At 53.6% G+C, this 19,259-nt stretch carries 17 protein-coding genes and 1 tRNA gene; 11 read left to right on the top strand and 7 right to left on the bottom strand.

Annotated elements, in window-relative coordinates:
• Positions 1-11: 11 nt before the first annotated feature.
• Entirely contained in the window at positions 12-872 is an 861-nt protein-coding gene (locus ACMGDE_RS07565; protein WP_436832168.1) for a LiaF transmembrane domain-containing protein, read from the bottom strand.
• A gap of 276 nt (positions 873-1,148) precedes the next feature.
• Here ACMGDE_RS07565 and ACMGDE_RS07570 point away from each other — a divergent pair, with 276 nt between their 5' ends.
• Complete coding sequence (locus ACMGDE_RS07570) at positions 1,149-1,481, top strand: DUF3276 family protein (RefSeq protein ID WP_436832169.1); 333 nt, start codon at positions 1,149-1,151, stop codon at positions 1,479-1,481.
• Between the two features lie 74 nt (positions 1,482-1,555).
• Entirely contained in the window at positions 1,556-2,416 is an 861-nt protein-coding gene (ypfJ, locus tag ACMGDE_RS07575) for a KPN_02809 family neutral zinc metallopeptidase (protein ID WP_436832170.1), read from the top strand.
• 12 nt (positions 2,417-2,428) lie between these two features.
• Here the strand turns inward: ypfJ and ACMGDE_RS07580 are convergent, their stop codons facing one another.
• Positions 2,429-3,349, bottom strand: a complete 921-nt coding sequence (locus ACMGDE_RS07580; RefSeq protein WP_436832171.1) for an acyl transferase — start codon at positions 3,347-3,349, stop codon at positions 2,429-2,431.
• Between the two features lie 113 nt (positions 3,350-3,462).
• Here ACMGDE_RS07580 and ACMGDE_RS07585 point away from each other — a divergent pair, with 113 nt between their 5' ends.
• Positions 3,463-3,648: a DUF5808 domain-containing protein gene (locus ACMGDE_RS07585; RefSeq protein WP_436832172.1), complete on the top strand. Its 186-nt coding sequence runs from the start codon at positions 3,463-3,465 to the stop codon at positions 3,646-3,648.
• Between the two features lie 6 nt (positions 3,649-3,654).
• On the opposite strand, the gene fabG is transcribed toward ACMGDE_RS07585, so the two are convergent.
• From fabG to ACMGDE_RS07610, 5 genes are all read right to left on the bottom strand, one after another.
• The gene (gene fabG, locus ACMGDE_RS07590) at positions 3,655-4,398 is read right to left on the bottom strand and encodes a 3-oxoacyl-[acyl-carrier-protein] reductase (protein WP_436832173.1); all 744 of its coding nucleotides are present in this window, start codon (positions 4,396-4,398) and stop codon (positions 3,655-3,657) included.
• A gap of 95 nt (positions 4,399-4,493) precedes the next feature.
• On the bottom strand, positions 4,494-5,486 hold the full coding sequence (locus tag ACMGDE_RS07595; RefSeq protein WP_436832174.1) for an LLM class flavin-dependent oxidoreductase: 993 nt from the start codon (positions 5,484-5,486) through the stop codon (positions 4,494-4,496).
• A 43-nt stretch (positions 5,487-5,529) separates the two neighbouring features.
• The gene (locus ACMGDE_RS07600) at positions 5,530-6,711 is read right to left on the bottom strand and encodes a THUMP-like domain-containing protein (RefSeq protein WP_436832175.1); all 1,182 of its coding nucleotides are present in this window, start codon (positions 6,709-6,711) and stop codon (positions 5,530-5,532) included.
• The gene (locus ACMGDE_RS07605) at positions 6,708-7,922 is read right to left on the bottom strand and encodes a polysaccharide pyruvyl transferase family protein (RefSeq protein ID WP_436832176.1); all 1,215 of its coding nucleotides are present in this window, start codon (positions 7,920-7,922) and stop codon (positions 6,708-6,710) included. The genes ACMGDE_RS07600 and ACMGDE_RS07605 overlap by 4 nt, the downstream gene beginning before the upstream one ends.
• Before the next feature lie 32 nt (positions 7,923-7,954).
• On the bottom strand, positions 7,955-9,142 hold the full coding sequence (locus ACMGDE_RS07610) for a cysteine desulfurase family protein (RefSeq protein WP_436832177.1): 1,188 nt from the start codon (positions 9,140-9,142) through the stop codon (positions 7,955-7,957).
• Positions 9,143-9,219: 77 nt separating this feature from the next.
• Between ACMGDE_RS07610 and ACMGDE_RS07615 the strand changes: the two genes are divergently transcribed.
• From ACMGDE_RS07615 to ACMGDE_RS07650, 8 genes are all read left to right on the top strand, one after another.
• Positions 9,220-9,636, top strand: coding sequence for an OsmC family protein (locus ACMGDE_RS07615; protein WP_436832178.1), 417 nt, complete (start codon positions 9,220-9,222; stop codon positions 9,634-9,636).
• Between the two features lie 56 nt (positions 9,637-9,692).
• Positions 9,693-9,765 (top strand) — tRNA-Thr (locus ACMGDE_RS07620).
• A 163-nt stretch (positions 9,766-9,928) separates the two neighbouring features.
• Positions 9,929-10,537: a TetR/AcrR family transcriptional regulator gene (locus ACMGDE_RS07625; RefSeq protein WP_436832179.1), complete on the top strand. Its 609-nt coding sequence runs from the start codon at positions 9,929-9,931 to the stop codon at positions 10,535-10,537.
• A 79-nt stretch (positions 10,538-10,616) separates the two neighbouring features.
• Entirely contained in the window at positions 10,617-11,807 is a 1,191-nt protein-coding gene (locus ACMGDE_RS07630; RefSeq protein ID WP_436832180.1) for an efflux RND transporter periplasmic adaptor subunit, read from the top strand.
• Positions 11,808-11,842: 35 nt separating this feature from the next.
• The gene (locus ACMGDE_RS07635) at positions 11,843-16,408 is read left to right on the top strand and encodes an efflux RND transporter permease subunit (protein ID WP_436832181.1); all 4,566 of its coding nucleotides are present in this window, start codon (positions 11,843-11,845) and stop codon (positions 16,406-16,408) included.
• Positions 16,409-16,470: 62 nt separating this feature from the next.
• Complete coding sequence (locus ACMGDE_RS07640; protein WP_436832182.1) at positions 16,471-17,838, top strand: sensor histidine kinase; 1,368 nt, start codon at positions 16,471-16,473, stop codon at positions 17,836-17,838.
• Between the two features lies 1 nt (position 17,839).
• Positions 17,840-18,223 (top strand): response regulator, encoded by a 384-nt coding sequence (locus ACMGDE_RS07645; protein ID WP_436832183.1) that lies wholly within the window; start codon positions 17,840-17,842, stop codon positions 18,221-18,223.
• The gene (locus ACMGDE_RS07650) at positions 18,216-19,259 is read left to right on the top strand and encodes an adenylate/guanylate cyclase domain-containing protein (RefSeq protein WP_436832184.1); all 1,044 of its coding nucleotides are present in this window, start codon (positions 18,216-18,218) and stop codon (positions 19,257-19,259) included. The genes ACMGDE_RS07645 and ACMGDE_RS07650 overlap by 8 nt, the downstream gene beginning before the upstream one ends.

Here is a 19,259-nt window from a genome sequence, read left to right on the forward strand (position 1 = left end):
GCTGTGTCTGGCTAGATGTTTTTAATCGTGATGCCCCCGAAAATGGAGGTACCTTTGATGTATAAGACCTTCTGTTCGTCATGCGGTATGCCCTGTGTAAAGCGCCGGTCATCTACCTCACCGAAAACAGATACCATTTCAGACTGAACCTTCCAGTGCGCGGGTACAATGATCTTGGTGCCCGCAAATAATTGGAATACGTCGATGACGATGGGATGCTGAATGTCTGCTTGGATGAGGTTGATGTCGGTGCCACCGAAGATGTTGACAATCTCGCCCCCCTGGAAACGCTTGGAAATAAGCGTCTTCTTCACTTCGCTGAATACGGCGGTAGACTTGACATAGTCCTCGTTGGTGAATGCTGTTGAACGAGGTTCTCCTTCCTCCGCTTCATCAAAGGCCGAAGCCCCGCTGGATGCGGGGCCTTTTGGTTCGTCCGTTACACGTTTGTCCCATTCATACGAGCTGTGAGGAGGTGTCTCTGGGTCAAACCGATTGCCCCGGTATGGACCCCGCGGGCGCCCCGGTCTTCCCCTGCCCGATAGCAGCCAAAGGCCGATGCCGATGATGACCACTGGCCAGATAATCGGACCGATGTTCACGTGGAAGGCTTCCTTAAGCAGGAAAAAGCCGCCAAAACCGATCAGAAATATCGATACCGGATTCCGGAAATTGGAGTTGCCCCCGATTACCAGTCCGACGATAATGAGCACCAGGGGCCACAGGTTGTGCCAGTTGAACAGCCACGGCGGGAAGATCCAGTCGAGCCCCAGTCTGCCGGCAAGCAACGCCGCGCCGATGCTCAAGATAATAATCCCTGCCCACATTCTGCCCGCATTGTAGTCACGTGTCGGATGATGTTGCTTATTCATAATGTTTTATTAAGTTTGTTTTATACTTGTTGCCTTCAAATGGTATTCCAAAGGTATGCCGAATCTTCCCTATCCGCAAATCGGATTAGGCGACCGAGGTTTTTTTCTCGGTGAGCGGCCACTTTATTTCGGTAAAAGCAAAAACCCCGGGAGGCCGTGGGTAGATTTGGTGAAATAAAAAATATTTTATACAATTTAGGACAAACATTTGTTTTAATCGACTAATTTCTTTTATATTTATCCCGATTCTGAGTATAAAAAATAAAAAGCTTAATAATGGGAGATTTTGACAACAAAGAGCGTGAAGAGGTTTTTTCAAAAAAGGTAAGGGCTGGTAAGCGCACTTATTTTTTCGACGTAAAGGCGACCCGTTCCAACGATTATTACATTACGATCACGGAAAGCAAGAAGCGGTTTGAGGACGGCGTATTCATCAAGCATAAAGTATTCTTATACAAAGAAGATTTTGAAAAGTTTGCAGAAGGGCTGAGTGAGGTTGTCGATTATATCAAGGGTCATCAGGAAGTAGTGGAAAAGCGGTATGAACCCGGATTTGAAAATAACGGTGTAGGTTTGGCTGACGATTCTAAAGACGACTATTCGTTTTAAACCGAAAGATAAACATGTTAATCATATGGAGCCTTGCAGTGTTGTGAGGCTTTTTTTATAGCTCATTAATCGATATGCGTTGGAAAGGTAGTAGACAAAGCGACAATTTTGAAGACAGGCGTGGCATGTCTTCTGGTGGTAAGCTGGCCTTGGGAGGTGTAGGGGGCATTGTAGTGCTGGTCATTGGCCTGCTGATGGGTGGCGACCCCCAACAGTTGCTGCAGCAGTTGCAGACCACGGGTGTGCAGCAATCGGAAGGATCGGTAGAAATCAGTGCGGAGGAAGCAGAGCTTACCGAGTTAGTGCGGTCCGTGCTCGCCAGTACGGAAGATGTTTGGACCTCCGTCTATCAAGCAAATGGGCTGGAATTCCGGCCAGCGACACTGGTTTTGTATCGTGAAGGGACACAGACCGATGGTTGCGGTATGGGCGCTTCCGCCTACGGCCCGTTTTATTGCCCGGCAGACGAAAAGGTATATATCGATCTCAGTTTCAATGACGAATTGACCGAGCGCTTTGGCGCAACGGGCGATTTTGCCATCGCTTACGTGCTGGCTCATGAAGTGGGCCACCATATCCAGAAGCTTACCGGCGCAATGGACAAAGTGAATAGCGCGCGGCAACAGCTTAGCGAGGTGCAATACAACAAAGTGCAGGTGATGCTGGAGCTGCAAGCCGACTTTTACGCGGGCGTATGGGCACACCACGCCAATAAGCGATCCGAAGTGCAGTTGGAGTATGACGACATTGTGGAAGGCATGAAAGCGGCCGAAGCGGTGGGTGACGACCGCTTGCAGATGCAAGCCCAGGGGCGTGTTGTGCCCGAGGCCTTCACCCATGGCACATCCGAACAGCGCGCCTATTGGTTCAAAAAAGGATACGATACGGGCGATATCCGCCAAGGCGATACCTTCAGCGACCCGAGTTTGCAGTGATACACCAGCGAATCATTGCACCAACAGATTACACCCGCGGATATCGCTTTGATCAAAGCGGCCCAGCACTTCAAAGCGGCCATCGGGATGAAGTTTCCCTAGATCCTGCGTGGCAATGAACGAGCAGGAATGGATATTGGCCAGGTCGACCACATTGATCGCCCCGGTGCGTCCCAAGGGAAGGGAGCTAAACGGGTCGTTCGTATCCCGGATGTACACGTTCATCCACGGCGGGCAACGGAATAGGCCATTGCCGGATGAATATGCCTGGGATAATAACTCTGTCATCCCATACTCCGAGTGAATGTGTGGCACACCAAATCCTCCGCACAGCCTTTCGTGCACCTCTTCACGGATCATTTCGCGCCTGCGGCCTTTCATGCCACCGGTTTCCATCACGATGAGTTGGGGGAATTCCATGCGGTGGTTTTCCACGAAATCAAGCAACGCAAAGGTGACGCCGATGAGCAGGGTTTTAGCCCCTTGGGCATTCAATTGCTGCAACGCATCGTATAGCTCATCATGGTTATAGAGGAAATATCCGCTCAGCGGATGGCCGCTCTGCCTGATCAGGTCATCTACCATGTAGATGAGGGACGACCCCGTTCGCTCGGCGTAGGCGGGGAGAAGCGCCAGTACGGTCAGTTCATCCGGCCGACCATAAAATTGTTCGAACCCGATCCGGAAGCTGCGTTCGTAGACGGTCAAATCGGCAACATAGTGCTTACTCGATGTGGTGCCTGTGGTGCCTGAACTGCTGAAGACGATTTGCGGTTCTTGGATACCTGTAATGACTATATGGCTCTTGAAAAATTCAATGGGCAGGAAGGGAATGTCTTCCGAACGTAGGATATCTTCCGGTTTGATGTTCAATGCGGATAAGTACTCGGCATATACACGGCAGCTGCGCGCCTGATGATGAAATACGGCCATGCACGCCTCCTCAAATGCTTGAGGGGATTGTATGCTAAACAATTGATGCAACGACGGAATTTTCTTGCTCGGTGTCATCAAAATTACTTATCTTCGTGAGAAACACAAACCCGATGAACGATCGAAATAACCTTGGATACTGGAAGATGGGACTATTCTATTATAATCCCAAAGATCCGCTGTTGGTCGTTCCTAAGTTAAATGGCTTGGGCTGGACGCTCAATTTCGGCAACAAGGTGTTGTACAGATATCTGTTAATCTTGTTGCTGGTAATTACCATTTATAACTTCATTCGGTAAATACTATTAAAGCATCCCGCCGCACACCGAAAGTACCTGGCCAGTGATATAGGCAGAAAGATCGGACGCCAGGAATAAGCAGGCGTTGGCCACGTCTTCAGCCTCGCCCGCACGCTTCAACGGGATGCCCTGTTCCCATTCTTCCACCACCTTGGGGTCCAATACGTCCGTCATCTCCGTGCGGATAAACCCCGGAGCGATGACGTTGCAGCGGATATTGCGTGAACCCAATTCCTTGGCCACCGATTTTGAAAAACCGATAATCCCGGCCTTGGAGGCCGCATAATTGGTCTGCCCGGAATTGCCCTGCACACCCACGACCGAGCTCATGTTGATGAATACGCCACTGCGGTTTTTCATCATGACCTTGGCAGCTGCTTTGGTGACATTGAATACCGACTTGAGGTTGATGTCGATCACATCGTCCCATTGGTCTTCGGTCATGCGCAATAGGAGACCATCCTTGGTAATGCCCGCGTTGTTGACCACGATATCGAGGGTGCCAAATTCCGCTACAACCGCCTCAACCAGTTTCTCCGCATCGTCAAACTTGGAGGCATCCGAGCGATAACCTTTTATCTTAGTGCCGTGGGCCTGTAATTCGTTTTCGAGGGCCTGTCCTTTTTCTACAGAAGACAGGTATGTAAAGGCCACATTTGCCCCCTGTTCTGCGAATTTCTCGGCGATCTTCCTGCCAATACCTTTTGAAGCGCCGGTGACCAGTGCCGTTTTTCCATCAAGTAACTTCATTGTTGTGTATATCCAATAAGGTTTTGCGTGCAAACTTAGAAAAAATGCACGGTATTCATCGCACATATCGGGAACAAAACGCCGAATGGGCCGATTTAGGCAAGTGCAGCCTGTAAAATGCTGTAGGATTTCAGTCTGGCCCCTTGGTCGTAGATGTTTCCTGTGGTCATCAGTTCGTCTATTTCCGTTTCTTCAACAAATCGGGAAAGCTGCGCATGCAACGTTTCGCGGCTGCCGATAAACGTGCAGGCGGTCATGGCCTTTACGGCCGCTTCGACGTCGGGCGACCAATAGGGGTCTATCGACGGGACAGGCGGCTGCAGTGGTTGGCGGGTGTTGGTAATGATGCCCAGGAACATGCGGTACATGCTCGTGGCCAGCACATGCGCTTCCTCGTCCGTATCGGCCGCGATGACATTGACGCAAGCCAGTACGTAGGGTTTCTCGAGGGCTGCCGATGGTTTGAAATGTTCCCTGTACAACGAAATTGCCGCGCGGAACTGCTGGGGTGCAAAGTGGGCGGCAAAGGCATAGGGCAATCCCATTTCGGCTGCCAGATACGCGCTGTCGGTGCTGGAGCCCAGTACCCAGATCGGGATGTCCAGTCCTTCACCCGGAAAAGCGCGCACGCGCCCATCGATATTGTCCTCGCTGAAATACAGCTGTAGCTCCCGGATATCGGCCGGAAAGTGGTAGGCCGTGTTGAGGTTGTTGCGGCGCAGGGCCATCGCGGTCAGCTGATCAGTGCCGGGTGCACGCCCCAGGCCTAGGTCGATGCGCCCGGGATAGAGGGTTTCCAGCGTGCCGAATTGTTCGGCAACTGCCAGCGGCGCGTGGTTGGGAAGCATGATCCCTCCTGAACCGACACGGATGTGATGGGTCTTGTCCGCCACATGGCCGATCAGCACCGATGTGGCCGAACTCGCAACGAATTCCATATTGTGGTGCTCGGCAAGCCAGATGCGGGTGTAACCCAGTCGTTCCACATGCTGGGCGGCCTCCACGGTGCGGGCGATGGCCGTAGCGGCGTCGCCACCTTGTATGATTACTGAAAGATCGAGCGCGGAAAGCGTTAGTTGTTTAGCCATGTGCGCAAATTACCGGATTCCATCCATCACGCGCAAGCGACGATCAGCATTTTGATGCAAAGATGACCAAGAGCACATCGTTGATGCCAGTACAGAAAAAAAGGTGTTTGCTTCCGTCTTCACCGATGCGGTGCTTCTTGCGGAGCGTATCGGCGTTCAATGGAAAATTCCGGGTGCTGACATTGGCCTGCGCGGCACTCTTGTCCTTTTTAAATTCGGCATAAGGCATCACGTGGTCTACTTGGAATGTTTTGCCGATGAAGTCCGCGACCACCGTGTCTGCGGTATAGAGGTGGGTGTGTGGATGAAGTTTTTTCAACCCGTAGCGCTGCCCCATCAGTTTGAATGCGCCCGCCTTGAGCAGCGCCGCATCCGGCTCGTAGAGGTACTGACCCGGCGGACCGAAGTCGGCGACAGCTGCCTTTTCTTCCGCGGCATGAAATGAGAACGGCTGCACGCTGCCGCCTTTCAATGCCGCCGCTGTCAACAGTGGAGCACCGGCATGCGCCCTGTCGAGCAGGAACAGCAGCTCCTTAGCTTCATTGTCGGCGCTGAGGATGTGCACCTCGCTGACGTGCTGGAGTACGCCCAGCGCAGCGGATATGTCGAGCAGTGGAGCTGATTTAACGAGTACTTTTCCCGCTTTTTGCAACAGGATGCGTTGTACGGCTACCACATTGGGTTCGCAATCCTCCAGCCGGAAGACCTTGCGCTTGTCCACCCGCCGGGAGGGGTCTAGGTAGATGCAGTCCATGGTATCATCGGCCAGGGTTTTCAAGTATTCCAGGCCATCGGCGGCGATGAAGGTGATGTCATCAGCGCCTAAGATCGAAGCATTATGCCGGGCGATCTCCGAAAGCGAAGCGTTGCGCTCGCAGTGGATCACGGATGTCGCCCGCTGCGCAAAAAAATAGGCGTCTATGCCGAATCCTCCGGTAAGGTCTGCCACCCGTATGTGCGGGGGCAGCAGTGCAGTTTTGTAAGCCGCGGTCACCTGCGAGGAGGTTTGTTCAAGGGATAGCTTTTCCGGATAATAGATGCCTGAGGTATCGTACCACAAGGGTAGTTTTTTGCGGCACCGCTGCCGCCCATCCAGCTGCTGTGCCAATTCTGCTGAAGATACTGCTGCAAAGGGGCTCTTCGCCAACGCCATGTCTGCGGGTGCCATGGTTTCGTGCGCGCGCAGGTACTGCTGGACTTCCGGTGTGAGGAGGTGCCGATTCATGATTGTCCGGACGGGGGGAGTACCAGTTTTTGGATGTGTGCAAACGATTCTTCCGCGGCCTTCAACTGCGTTTCCCTGGATTGCTCGAGCATCGTGCGGTCGGCGTTCAGTGCACGCTGGAATCCTTCGAAGATGCCGTCCAGCGGCACGATGCGATTAATACCGTCGATGCCCCAGGTTTGCAGGTAGCTGTTGAGTTTGGTGACGGTCACACCCACATAGGGCACGGCGTAACTCATGGCCGTAATGGCACCGTGCAGGCTGGTGCCGACATATACACCGGCATTCGCGATCAGATACATGATATCCCAAATACCGACCTCATCAAATACGGTATGGCTATGTGTCAATAGTGGTGCGATGCGTTGCAGCGCCAAGTGATCATCGTGATTGAGCGCCTTGCCGATCGGGCAGAGGCAGAGGTCCATGCCCGAGTGGCTGGCCATCAAGTCCAACTGCTTTGCGATCAGTGCTTCATTGTTTTTCGCGTGGTTGTTTTTGACCTGGAAGAAGGCATATGTTCCGCGCTTTTCCGCGACGTATCGGTAGACGGATGGGGACACCCGCTCGGCCAGCCAGGCCTTGGGGTAAAACTTGGACATCAGGACGGCCGAATCCGGATAGCGCCTAGTGTCAATACCTTGCGCCGCCATGTTGCGCTGGGTAGCATCGTCACGCACGGCGAAATAGTCTACCTGCGGTAATTTATCGCGAAGGCTGGCAAAACGCTCGAAGATCGCCGGATCCAATTCGGATCCACCTAACGAATTGAAGATCACCCGATCCACCCCGGCAAAATCAGCCGCACGGAACACAAAAGGCAGCTCGGTCTTGCCATGCAATACCCACTTGGCAAATCGGTTGACATCAAAGACCTTGTCTATGCGGTGATGGAAGCGATGCGTGCGTTTAAATGTCTTATTCAAGGCCAAGAGCAATGAGCTCCACGTCACGGCTACCGCCTCGCCCCCGGCAACGATCACACTCGTATGGCCCACACCCGCGTTGCACTGCCGATAAAATGCCTGGATATCTTCCGTGGGCTTGCCGCCCAGGGCACTGAGGTCGCTTTTGACGATGCCGAAGTACGAGGCATCGAAGGGTATACCATAAGTTTTCAATTGTGCCTCGATGACCAAGGGGAAAAGAAGATCCCCATAATTGTAACGGTCGAATGCCCCGATGATCAAGATGTTGTTTGCTGTAGTCAATCCGTGAATGTTTAACGTTAATAGGTAAATAGTTAATCGACCAATCCCGCTTCGTGCAATTGCCAGATGGGGGAGGAGGCCCTTAGTGTTTCCACCGCTGCACGCACCTGCGCGATACAGGACTCCACCTCCTCGGCGGTGTTAAACCTGCCCAGGCTGAACCGCAGGGCGGCGTGTGCATCAGCGTCCGGGTGTCCCATGGCCTTGAGCACATGCGAAGGGTCGCGCGTGCCGCTGACACAGGCCGACCCCGAAGCGAGCGCAATATCCGGCACGTTTACCATGATCTGGTCGGCCTTGAGGTGCCGGAAGCTGATGTTGCTCACGTGGGGCAGCCGCTGCGCATGCTGCCCGTTCACGACGGTGGCCGGCAGCTTGGTCAACGCCGCTTCCAGGCGGTCCCGCAGCGCTTCCAGTCGCCGCGATTCATCGGCGAGGTGCTGCTGGGCGATTTCAGCGGCCATGCCCAGTCCCACGATGCCCGGCACATTCAACGTGCCGGCGCGAAGCTTGTGCTCCTGGCCGCCGCCATGCAGCAGCGCCCCCGTCTGTATCCGCCTGCTCCGGCGCCTGACATACAATGCGCCTACGCCCTTTGGACCGTACAGTTTGTGCGCACTCACGCAGAGCAGATCGATGCCTGCGGTCCGGAGATCCACATCAACCTTGCCCGCCGCCTGGGTAGCATCACAAAAGAACAGCACATCGTGTTTGTTGGCGATACGCGCGATATCCTGTACCGGGTGGATGATCCCCGTTTCGTTGTTCGCATGCATCAGTGCGATCAGTACGGTGTCTTTCCGGATGGCCGCTTCCAGCGCTGCGAGGTCGATATTCCCATCTGTATCCACGGGCAGTCGCGTCACCTCGGCTCCTTTCCGCTCCAAATAAGCCAGTGTGTCCAGTACCGCCTTGTGTTCCGTAGCGCAGGTGATGACGTGTTTCCCTTTCGTTTGGTAGTGCTCAAAGACCCCTTTCACGGCCATGTTGATGGCTTCGGTCGCCCCCGAGGTAAAGATCATTTCCTTCGCCTCCGCCCCGATAAGCGCCGCTACCTGCTCCCGGGCTTTCTCGACGGCTGCTGCCGCCGCCCTTCCCGCCCGGTGCGTCACGCTGGACGCGTTGGCATGGTTTGTCGTGAAGTAGGGCATCATCGCCTCCAGCACCCGCGGATCGAGCGGCGTAGTGGCATTGTTGTCGAGGTATATAAGCCTATCCATGTCGCGAATTTATAAACAATTTTAGCGGGATACTTGTTCTCCGTGTGTAACTTTACATAAAATCAAAAATCAATCAGATGAAATTCACCAGAAAAGCAAGTGCCAACTGGAAAGGCACCGGAAAAGATGGCAGCGGAACGTTAAGCACTGCAAGCACCGTGCTAAACCAAACGCAATATTCGTACCGAACGCGATTTGAAGACGGTGCAGGTACCAATCCCGAAGAGCTGATCGGCGCCGCCCACGCCGGTTGTTTCACCATGCAGCTCAGCTTTCTGCTCAGCGAAAAGGGCTATGAACCCACGAACCTCGATACCGAAGCCAAGGTCACCTTCGAAGACGGAAGCATTACCTCGGTACAATTGGATTTGAAGGGCGAGGTAGCCGGTATTTCCGAAACGGAGTTTACAGAAATCGCCGAAAAGGCAAAGGAAATCTGTCCGATATCCAAGCTACTCAACACCAAGATCGAACTTGCCGTCACGCTGACGTAATCGACTTGCATTTTTATCCAACTTTAGCTAAGTTTGCGCCGGTCAATCTACATTATGCCGACGTAGCTCAGCTGGTAGAGCAACGCATTCGTAATGCGTAGGTCGTAGGTTCGAATCCCATCGTCGGCTCACAGATTAAGCAGCCCGTATTCTTGTTGATACGGGCTTTTTCATTCGAATCCCAGAAGCAGCCGTTCGTCGTTATGTCATCGAATCATCAGTTTTTGACAAACGCTTGCATCGCTGGTCAAACCCTGTTACTTTTGCTAACGCTGTTAGGTAATTTAATCAGATGAGTATCGTTGAACGGAGAATACGGGAGAAGGAAGCCTTGCGGTCCAATATCCTCACGACAGGGTGGCAGATCGTGAAGGAGGAAGGCTGGCAGTCGCTGTCCATCCGTAAGATCGCTGACGCCATCCAATACAGCGTACCGGTCATCTACGATCATTTTGAAAATAAGGAAGCCATCCTGATTGAGTTTGGCAAACAGGGGTTCGAACTGGTTATCGATAAGCTGACGGCAGCAAAGGCGACCTCCACGGATCCCGCGGGACAGCTCAAGGCGATTGCGGACGCGTATTGGGAATTTGCTTTCAAAAATAAGGAATACTACCAGCTGATGTGGGGCATGAGCATACCCTACTGCGAAATGGATAAATGCATGCCGGAGCGGTCGGTATTCCGCGATTTGATCATGGCTCCGATGATTGAGATCATGGAAAAAGGAAAACATAAGGATGCCGAGAACAACGCCTGCCTCAAGTACCACACCTTCTGGTCCATATTGCACGGCTTGATTTCCATCAAAATGGTGGCCCCGCCGGACGATACCGAACAACTCACTAAATTGGTGTTGGACGATGCCATCACCGGGTTTATCAAAAACCTGAAAGGGTAAATTTTTTTGCCCATTATCCTAACACTGTTAGGAAATATAATATCGATAGGTGAATTTTAAAATCATATATATACAGATCATGAATAGTACATTTCCAACTCGGGTAACATTCTTCACAAGCCGCAACTCATTGCTGATACTGGGTTTTTTGATGCTGATCACGATGCAGGCGTGCCGTACGTCTTCCGGAAACGAGCAGGCGGCTGCCACTCCGCAACGCTTACCTGTGCTCACGCTGAGCTTGCAGCAGGCGACCACCTATGATGAGTATCCCGCAACCCTCGAGGGCAGTAAAGACATCGAGATCCGCCCGCAGGTAGACGGCCAACTCGAACATATTTATGTAGATGAGGGGGCCTATGTGCAGCAAGGACAACCGCTCTTCCGCATCAATCCCCGGGCATATAACGAGCAACTCAACAATGCCAAGGCAAGCCTGGCTGCTGCCGAGGCTAACCTCGCGAACGCGCGTATCGATGTGGCCAAGCTCACCCCTTTGGTGAAAAATCAGGTGCTCTCCGAGGTGCAGCTGAATACCGCCTTAGGGGCCGAACGGGTAGCTGAAGCCAACGTGATGCAAGCAAAGGCCATGGTAGAAGGTGCCCAGATCAACTTGGGCTATACGGTCATCGCGGCACCAACAGCCGGTTACATCGGCCGCATCCCGTTTAAAACCGGTAGCCTTGTCAGCACGACCACCCCCGAAGCGTTGACGGTGCTTTCGGAAATCCGGAATGTCTTTGTCTACTTCTCGCTGAGCGAAAATGACTTCATCGGTTTTAAGAAGCGGGTACAGGGTAGCACGATAGCCGAAAAGATAACCCACCTGCCACCGGTGGACCTGGTGCTGCCTGATGGCACGACGTATGCGCAGAAAGGGAAGGTGGAGCTGGTGTCGGGGCAATTTGATAACCGTACGGGCACCATCACCTTCCGGGCGGTTTTTCCCAACGAAGACGGTCTGCTCCGCTCCGGCAATACGGGGAGGGTCCGCATTCCGCAGGTATCCTCGTCGGTCATGTTGATTCCTCAGGAAGCGACCTTCGAGGTGCAGGACAAAGTGTTTGTATTTGCGGTTTCGGATAGCAACCGGGTGGAAAGCAGGCCGATTGCGGTTGCGGGCAAAAGCGGTACGTCCTATTTGGTCGAAAAGGACATGGTACCGGGCGACCGGATTGTGTATGCCGGGTTGGACCGGTTGCAAGACGGTGCGTTTATTACACCGGAGCCGGTGACGCTGGATAGTTTAATGAAGCAGCAAGCACTGTAATCCGATTATTTTTTATTTCTGTTAATCGCCTTCTGATGTTAAAAAAATTTATCGAACGGCCGGTATTGTCGACCGTTATCTCCATCTTATTGATTTTACTTGGCGTGATTTCGGCGCTGACGCTGCCTATTTCCCAATTTCCGGATATCGCGCCACCCACCGTGGTGGTCACGGCATCATACCCCGGCGCCAATGCCGAGGCGGTGGCCCGGTCGGTGGCCACGCCCCTCGAAGAGGCGGTAAACGGTGTGGAAAACATGACCTACATGACATCCAACTCCAGCAACGACGGGAGCATGACGTTGACCGTGTTTTTCAAACAGGGTACCGATCCGGATATCGCTGCCGTAAACGTGCAAAACCGGGTGTCCAAAGCCAGCAACAAAATCCCGCAGGAAGTGATCCAGGCGGGCATAGCTACTCAAAAGCAGCAAAATAGCTTTTTGATGTTTGTGGCGCTCACGAGCAAAGATAGCCTGTACGACGAGGCGTTTATACAAAACTACATCAAGATCAATCTCATTCCGCAGATGCAGCGGATCCCCGGTGTGGCGGAGGTACAACCCTTCGGCGGACGGGAATACGCCATGCGTATCTGGTTGAAACCGGACCGGCTGGTTGCGTATAACCTGTCGCCCCAAGAGGTCATGCGCGCCGTCACGGACCAAAATGTAGAAGCATCCCCCGGCAGGTTGGGACAGAGCAGTCCCGAAATGTTCGAATATGTGCTGAAGTACAGGGGCAAGCTCAATAAAAATGAAGACTACGAAAACATCATTGTGAAGGCAACGAACGACGGTGATATCGTCCGGCTGAAAGATGTGGCCAGGGTGTCCTTCGGCTCGTTTTCGTACGCCGCCAATAGTCGGCTGAACGGCAATGCCACCTCGGGTATTGCGTTGTTGCAGACGGCGGGCTCAAACGCTAACGAGATCCTGACCGAAGCGAAGCGGCAGCTCGACGCTTTTTCCGAGACGCTGCCCAAGGGTATCGAACCCGTTATCATGTTTAATGCAAAGGACTTCCTCGATGAATCGATCAGCCAGGTAAACCATACACTCATCGAGGCGTTTATCCTGGTTTTCTTAGTCGTCTTTATCTTCTTGCAGGACTTCCGTTCCACGCTGATCCCGGCCATCGCGGTGCCCGTAGCCATCATCGGCACGTTCTTCTTCATGCAGCTGTTCGGTTTCAGTATCAATTTGCTGACGCTGTTTGCGCTGGTGCTGGCCATCGGCATCGTGGTGGATGATGCGATCGTGGTGGTGGAGGCTGTTCATTCAAAAATGGAACGGACGGGACTGCCGGCAAGGGATGCCACCTTGGAGTCGATGAAGGAAATATCCGGCGCGATTGTTTCCATCACGCTGGTGATGGTGGCGGTATTCGTGCCCGTAACCTTCATGCAAGGACCGGCGGGGGTGTTCTATCGGCAATTCGCCTTCACACTGGCCGTGGCCATCCTGATCTCGGCCCTCAATGCACTGACGCTCAGTCCGGCGCTGTGCGCCCTGTTCCTGAAGAACGGTCATGCCGAAGGGCATGGAGCCGACAGCAAGAGCGGTGTTGTGCAACGCTTCTTCACCGCGTTTAATGTGGCGTTTAAGGCGGTCACCGATCATTACCTGAAATCGCTCCGGCTGCTGTTGCATCACAAATGGGTGGTGTTATGCGGCCTGGCGTTGGTGACGGTGGTAACGGCATTCCTGGTCAAGCAGACGCCGACGGGGTTTATCCCCACGGAAGATCAGGGCTTTGTGCTCTATGCGGTCAACACTCCTCCGGGTAGTTCACTGGCGCGGACACAGCGGGCGATGAAGCAGATCGAGGAGATCGTGGCCAAGGAATCGTTTACCCTGAACCACTACCAGGTGGATGGCCTGAACTTCATTTCAAATGCCAACGCCGCATCGTATGGTGCGGGATTCATCCGCACGAAATCCAAAGACCAGCGCGGACCGATCAAGGACTATGAGGCCATCGCGGCAAGCCTCACGCAGAAGGTGGCGGCGGAGGTGAAGGATGCGGAGGCGGTGTTCTTCACTTTTCCCACGGTGTCGGGCTTCGGCAACGTGGATGGCTTTGAGTTTATGTTGCAGGACCGCGGCAGCGGACCGCTGGAAAAATTGGATGCTACCGCTCAGGAGTTTATCGCGGCGTTGATGAAGCGCAAGGAAATTGCGTTTGCCTTTACCACGTTTGCGGCCAACAACCCGCAATACGAACTGGTGGTCGATGATGAAAAGGCCAAGCAACTGGGCGTTAATGTCAGCGACCTGCTGCAAACGGTGCAGGTGTATTTCGGAAGTAGTTTCGTGTCGGATTTCAACCGTTTTGGTAAATTCTATCGGGTGATCGCCCAAGCCGATATTGCGCACCGGAATGACGCATCGTCGCTCAACGAGATCTATGTGAAGAATGCCGATGGCGAAATGGTGGCCGCCAATGCGATGGTCACGTTAAACCGGGTATATGGACCCGAAACGGTGACGCGCAACAACCTGTACAATGCGGTGACCATCAACGGCAAGCCGAATGTGGGGTATAGTACCGGAGATGCGATCCTGGCCATCGAAGAAACAGCCAATGAAGTGCTGCCCCGCAACTTTGCTTATGAATGGACCGGAATGACCCGAGAGGAGAAAAATGCGGGTTCGCAGCTGACGATCGTCTTCATCATGAGCCTGGTATTCGTGTACTTCCTGCTGGCGGCACAGTATGAAAGCTATATCCTCCCCTTGGCGGTGGTCCTGACGATACCCTTGGGCGTGTTCGGCGTCATGTTGTTCATCAACCTGATGGGCATCGAAAACAATATCTACGTGCAGGTGGCGCTGATCATGCTGATCGGCTTGCTGGCGAAAAACGCCATCCTGATCGTGGAATATGCCGTGCAACGGCGAAGGGCGGGCATGGGGCTCATCGAGTCAGCTATGGAAGCATCCCGTCTGCGGCTACGCCCCATCCTGATGACGTCTTTTGCCTTCATCGTCGGGATGATCCCGTTGCTGCGCGCAACCGGCGGGTCTGCGCTGGGCAACCATTCCATCGGTGCCGGTGCGGTGGGGGGCATGCTTACCGGGGTGGTTCTCGGTATATTCGTGATCCCGGTCCTCTTTGTCGTTTTCCAATACCTGCAGGAACGGCTGGGTGCCAAATGGGAGACCAAATTAACGAGCTATCCCGCGCTGCTCCTGCTGGCGATACCGGCGCTGCTCTATTCGTGCAGCGCCGGGAGGGAAAACATCCGTCCGGATGAAAGCATGCCGAAGGCATTCCGGTTGGCAGACACGCTTCCCGCGCATGCCCTGGCAGATGACACTGGCAGCATCGCGCAACTGGAATGGAAACGGTTTTTTACCGACACGACCCTGCAGGGGATCATCGACAGCGTGTTGACCCGTAACTTTGATATGCAGGTGGCCCTGAACACCATCACCCTGAATGAGTCGTACCTGAAACAAGCTAAAGCAGCGTGGCTGCCCGCGGTGCAGGCCGAGCTAGCCGCCAACACCGCACGGCCTTCGCAAAACAGCCTGAATGGGTTAAACCTTGGCAATTTCATCGGTGCCAACCACATCGAGGATTATACGGCTGCATTGGGGGTCAGCTGGGAGCTTGATATATGGGGCAAGATACGGCAACAGAAAGAAGCTTCTCTGGCGGCGTATCTGCAAAGCACCGAAGCGGTGAAATCACTGCAAACCCGCTTGGTTGCCGCGTCGGCCTCCGCTTACTACACGCTATTGATGTTGCGGGAGCAGCTGGACATCACCCGGCGCAACCTGGCGCTCAGCGACAGCACACTGCGCATCATCCGCCTCCAATATGAATCCGGACAGGTCTCCATCCTGGCGGTCCAGCAAGCCGAGGTACAACGGGAACAGACAAGGGCCTGGATACCCCGGCTCGAACAGGCCCTGCTTATCCAGGAAAATGCCTTGAGTATCCTCATGGCAAATACCCCTGCGGCGATCAAAACCAAGGGCCAACTGCGTAGCTTCACGGTTCCCGAACAGTTTGCCGTTGGTATACCCGCGGCGATGGTGAGCCGTCGACCGGACGTCATCGAAAGCGAATATGCCCTCCGGATTGCAGATGCACAGGTGGGAATCGCTCAGGCCAACCGCTATCCCGCACTGCGAATAACGGCCTCAGGTGGACTGAATGCCTTTCAGGCGAGCAACTGGTTTGTCATGCCGGCTTCACTGTTTGGCAACCTGGCGGGAAACGTCATGCAACCCATCTTCAACAACCGGAAATTGAAAACGCAGTTTGAAGCCGCTAAGATACAGCGGGAAAATGCGGTGATCGGTTTCAGACAAACCGTACTGAATGCCGTGGGTGAGGTATCGGATGCGCTCGCGCGGCTTGATAAGCTGAAGACACAGGTCGAAATTGCCCAATCGCAGAAGGACAAGCTGGAAAAAGCGATCCCCAATGCGCAGCTGCTGTTCGGCAGCGGCATGGCATCTTATCTGGAAGTGATCGCCGCCCAGCAGAACGCGCTGCAAAACGAATTGGAGCTTGCCGATCTGAAGCGCCAGCAGATCGATGCCTATGTGTTGCTGTACCGCAGCCTTGGCGGTGGCGTAAAATAAAAGCATGCCTGTTTTATTTAATATGTTATTTTTGTTTCCATATTAGGTAAACCAATGGCAACATGTTATTCGAACCGCTATTTGCGCTTTTGTTGATCAATTTCCTTGGCAAGCGGGTAGACCCGGCGCAGGCGGGCTACGATGTCCGTCGTTATACCATCGCCTGCAGGTACATCGCGGTGGGGCTGTTGCTGCTGGATATCGTCACCGATTACACCTTCATCGAATTCGGGATACGGCTCTGTGTTTTTGCGTTGATGTGGCTGGTCTACGTGCGTCCGGAACTTAGGATTGGCCGGAGTTTCATGCTCTCCATGCTGCCTTATATGGTGTTATCCCTGGTGAGCGGTTTGGTGGAATCCATCAACAACGATTTTTACGATGAACACAGCACCGTTTTTGAAAGCGCTGAATTATTCGGACTTCTATGGTTCGGCGCCATGTGGTTTGTAGACCGCAATCAGCGTCGGGCGTTGGAAAATGAACGTGCAAAGCGGGCGGCCGAAGAGGCCCGGCTCCGCGTCATGGCCGAGTTGAAGGTCAACCTGGAAGCCGAGGTGGCCCAGCGGACATCCGAATTGGTCAAGCAGAAGGAGGAATTGGAAGAGACGCTGGAAGAACTCAAACGCACGCAGGACCAGCTTATCCAATCCGAAAAGATGGCGTCTTTGGGGGAGCTTACCGCAGGCATTGCCCATGAGATACAGAATCCGCTGAATTTTGTCAATAATTTTTCGGAGGTCAGCGTGGAGTTGCTCGAAGAGCTGAAATCGGGTCCGCTGGGCCAGCTGCCGCCGGAACGCCGGGAAGAAGCCGCTGAGATCATCGGCGACCTCACACAAAACCTGGAAAAAATCAGCCTCCACGGTAAACGGGCAGACGGCATCGTCAAGAGCATGCTGCAACATTCGCGCAGCAGCGCGGGCAAAAAGGAAGAGATAAACATCAACACCTTGGCTGACGAGTACTTACGGCTCAGCTATCATGGACTGCGGGCGAAGGATAAGACGTTCAATGCGACAATGGAGACTGATTTTGCAGCGGATTTGCACCCCATAGCCGTTATCCCCCAGGATCTGGGGAGGGTGCTATTGAACCTGTTCAACAATGCGTTTTATTCGGTGAGCGAAAAGAAAAAAGATGCACCGGCAGATTACACGCCGCTCGTACGCGTGTCGACCCGCAATACGCGCATGACGGACGGTCGGGAAGCCGTTGAGATCACCGTACACGATAATGGATTGGGTATTCCGGACGCTATTCTGGATAAGATCTATCATCCCTTTTTTACCACCAAGCCGACGGGGCAAGGCACGGGCCTGGGGTTATCGATGAGCTATGACATTATCCGTAAAATGCACGGCGGTGATATGCGGGTAGCTACCGCTGAGGGAGCATATGCAACATTTGTCATTACGATACCAGCATAAGATGAAGATACTTGTAGTAGACGACGAGGCGGATATCCAGCCGCTATTCAGGCAGCGATTCCGAAGGGAGATTAAAAACGGGCTACTGGCATTCGATTTTGCACTTTCCGGTGAGGAGGCGGTGCATTACCTGGAATCCGGGCAGTCCGAAGTGGTACTCATCCTCTCCGATATCAACATGCCGGGGATGAGCGGACTGGAACTGTTGCAGCATATCCGGGGGGCGCACGGTACGGCTCCACCCTTCGTGATGATGATCACGGCCTATGGCGACGAAGCCAACCGGGCGCAGTCCATGCAGCTCGGTGCCGACGATTTTCTGACCAAGCCCCTCGATTTTGATTTGTTGAAGGAAAAACTTAACGATCTGGAGAAGCATGGCTAACATATTGGTGGTAGACGACGAGGCCGACCTCGAAGTGCTCATCCGTCAGAAATTTCGGAAGAAGATACGCGAGCAGATCTATTCGTTTGTATTTGCGCGGGACGGCAATGAGGCGTTGGCGGTTTTAGCGGAGCGGGATGACATCGACATCATCTTGACCGATATCAACATGCCCGGTATGGACGGACTGACCCTATTGACCAAATTGCCTGATGCAAATCCGGTGATCAAGGCCGTGATGGTATCGGCCTATGGCGATATGGATAATATCCGGACGGCCATGAATAGGGGAGCGTTTGATTTTGTTTTCAAGCCGGTCAATTTCGACGACCTGGATACCACCATCGAAAAAACCCTGCTGCATGTCGGACAGCTCAAGGAAACGTTGCGGGCGATCAAAGAGAACAACATCCTGAAAATGTATGTGGATGAGCATGTCCTCAACTTCATGACCCACCAAGAATTTGAGAAAAGCCTGATGGCGAATGAGACCATCGAAGGCACGGTGGTTTTCATTGACATCTGCGGATTCACCACCATCACCGAAAATGTCGGGGCCGACAGCGTGGTGAACATGCTCAATACGCTCTTCGATGTGATCGTCAAGGCCATCATCAATCACCATGGCCACATAGACAAATTCATGGGTGATGCGGTGATGGCCGTGTTTAAGGGGGAATATCATATCGACCGGGCCATCGATGCCGCGTTGGCCGTCAGGAGCAGCATTGCCCAAGTCGCCGTCTCCGGTCTGGCGGACCACCCCTTCAAGCCCATGGTATCCATCGGCATCAATTCGGGGGAGATGATCTCCGGCAATATCGGGTCGGCTTCCTTGAAGCGATTGGACTATACCGTTATCGGTGATACGGTAAACGTGGCCCAGCGGCTGCAATCGGTCGCCAAAGCCGACCAGATCCTGATTCCCGCGCATGTATACGAACAAGCCAAACAGTCGTTCAGTCTACGGGAATTAGGAAGCGTCAACCTCAAGAACAAGGCACTGCCCGTGGCCATCTACGAAGTGCTTGAGTAA

This window comes from Parapedobacter brassicae (assembly GCF_051400755.1).
Lineage (GTDB): Bacteria > Bacteroidota > Bacteroidia > Sphingobacteriales > Sphingobacteriaceae > Parapedobacter.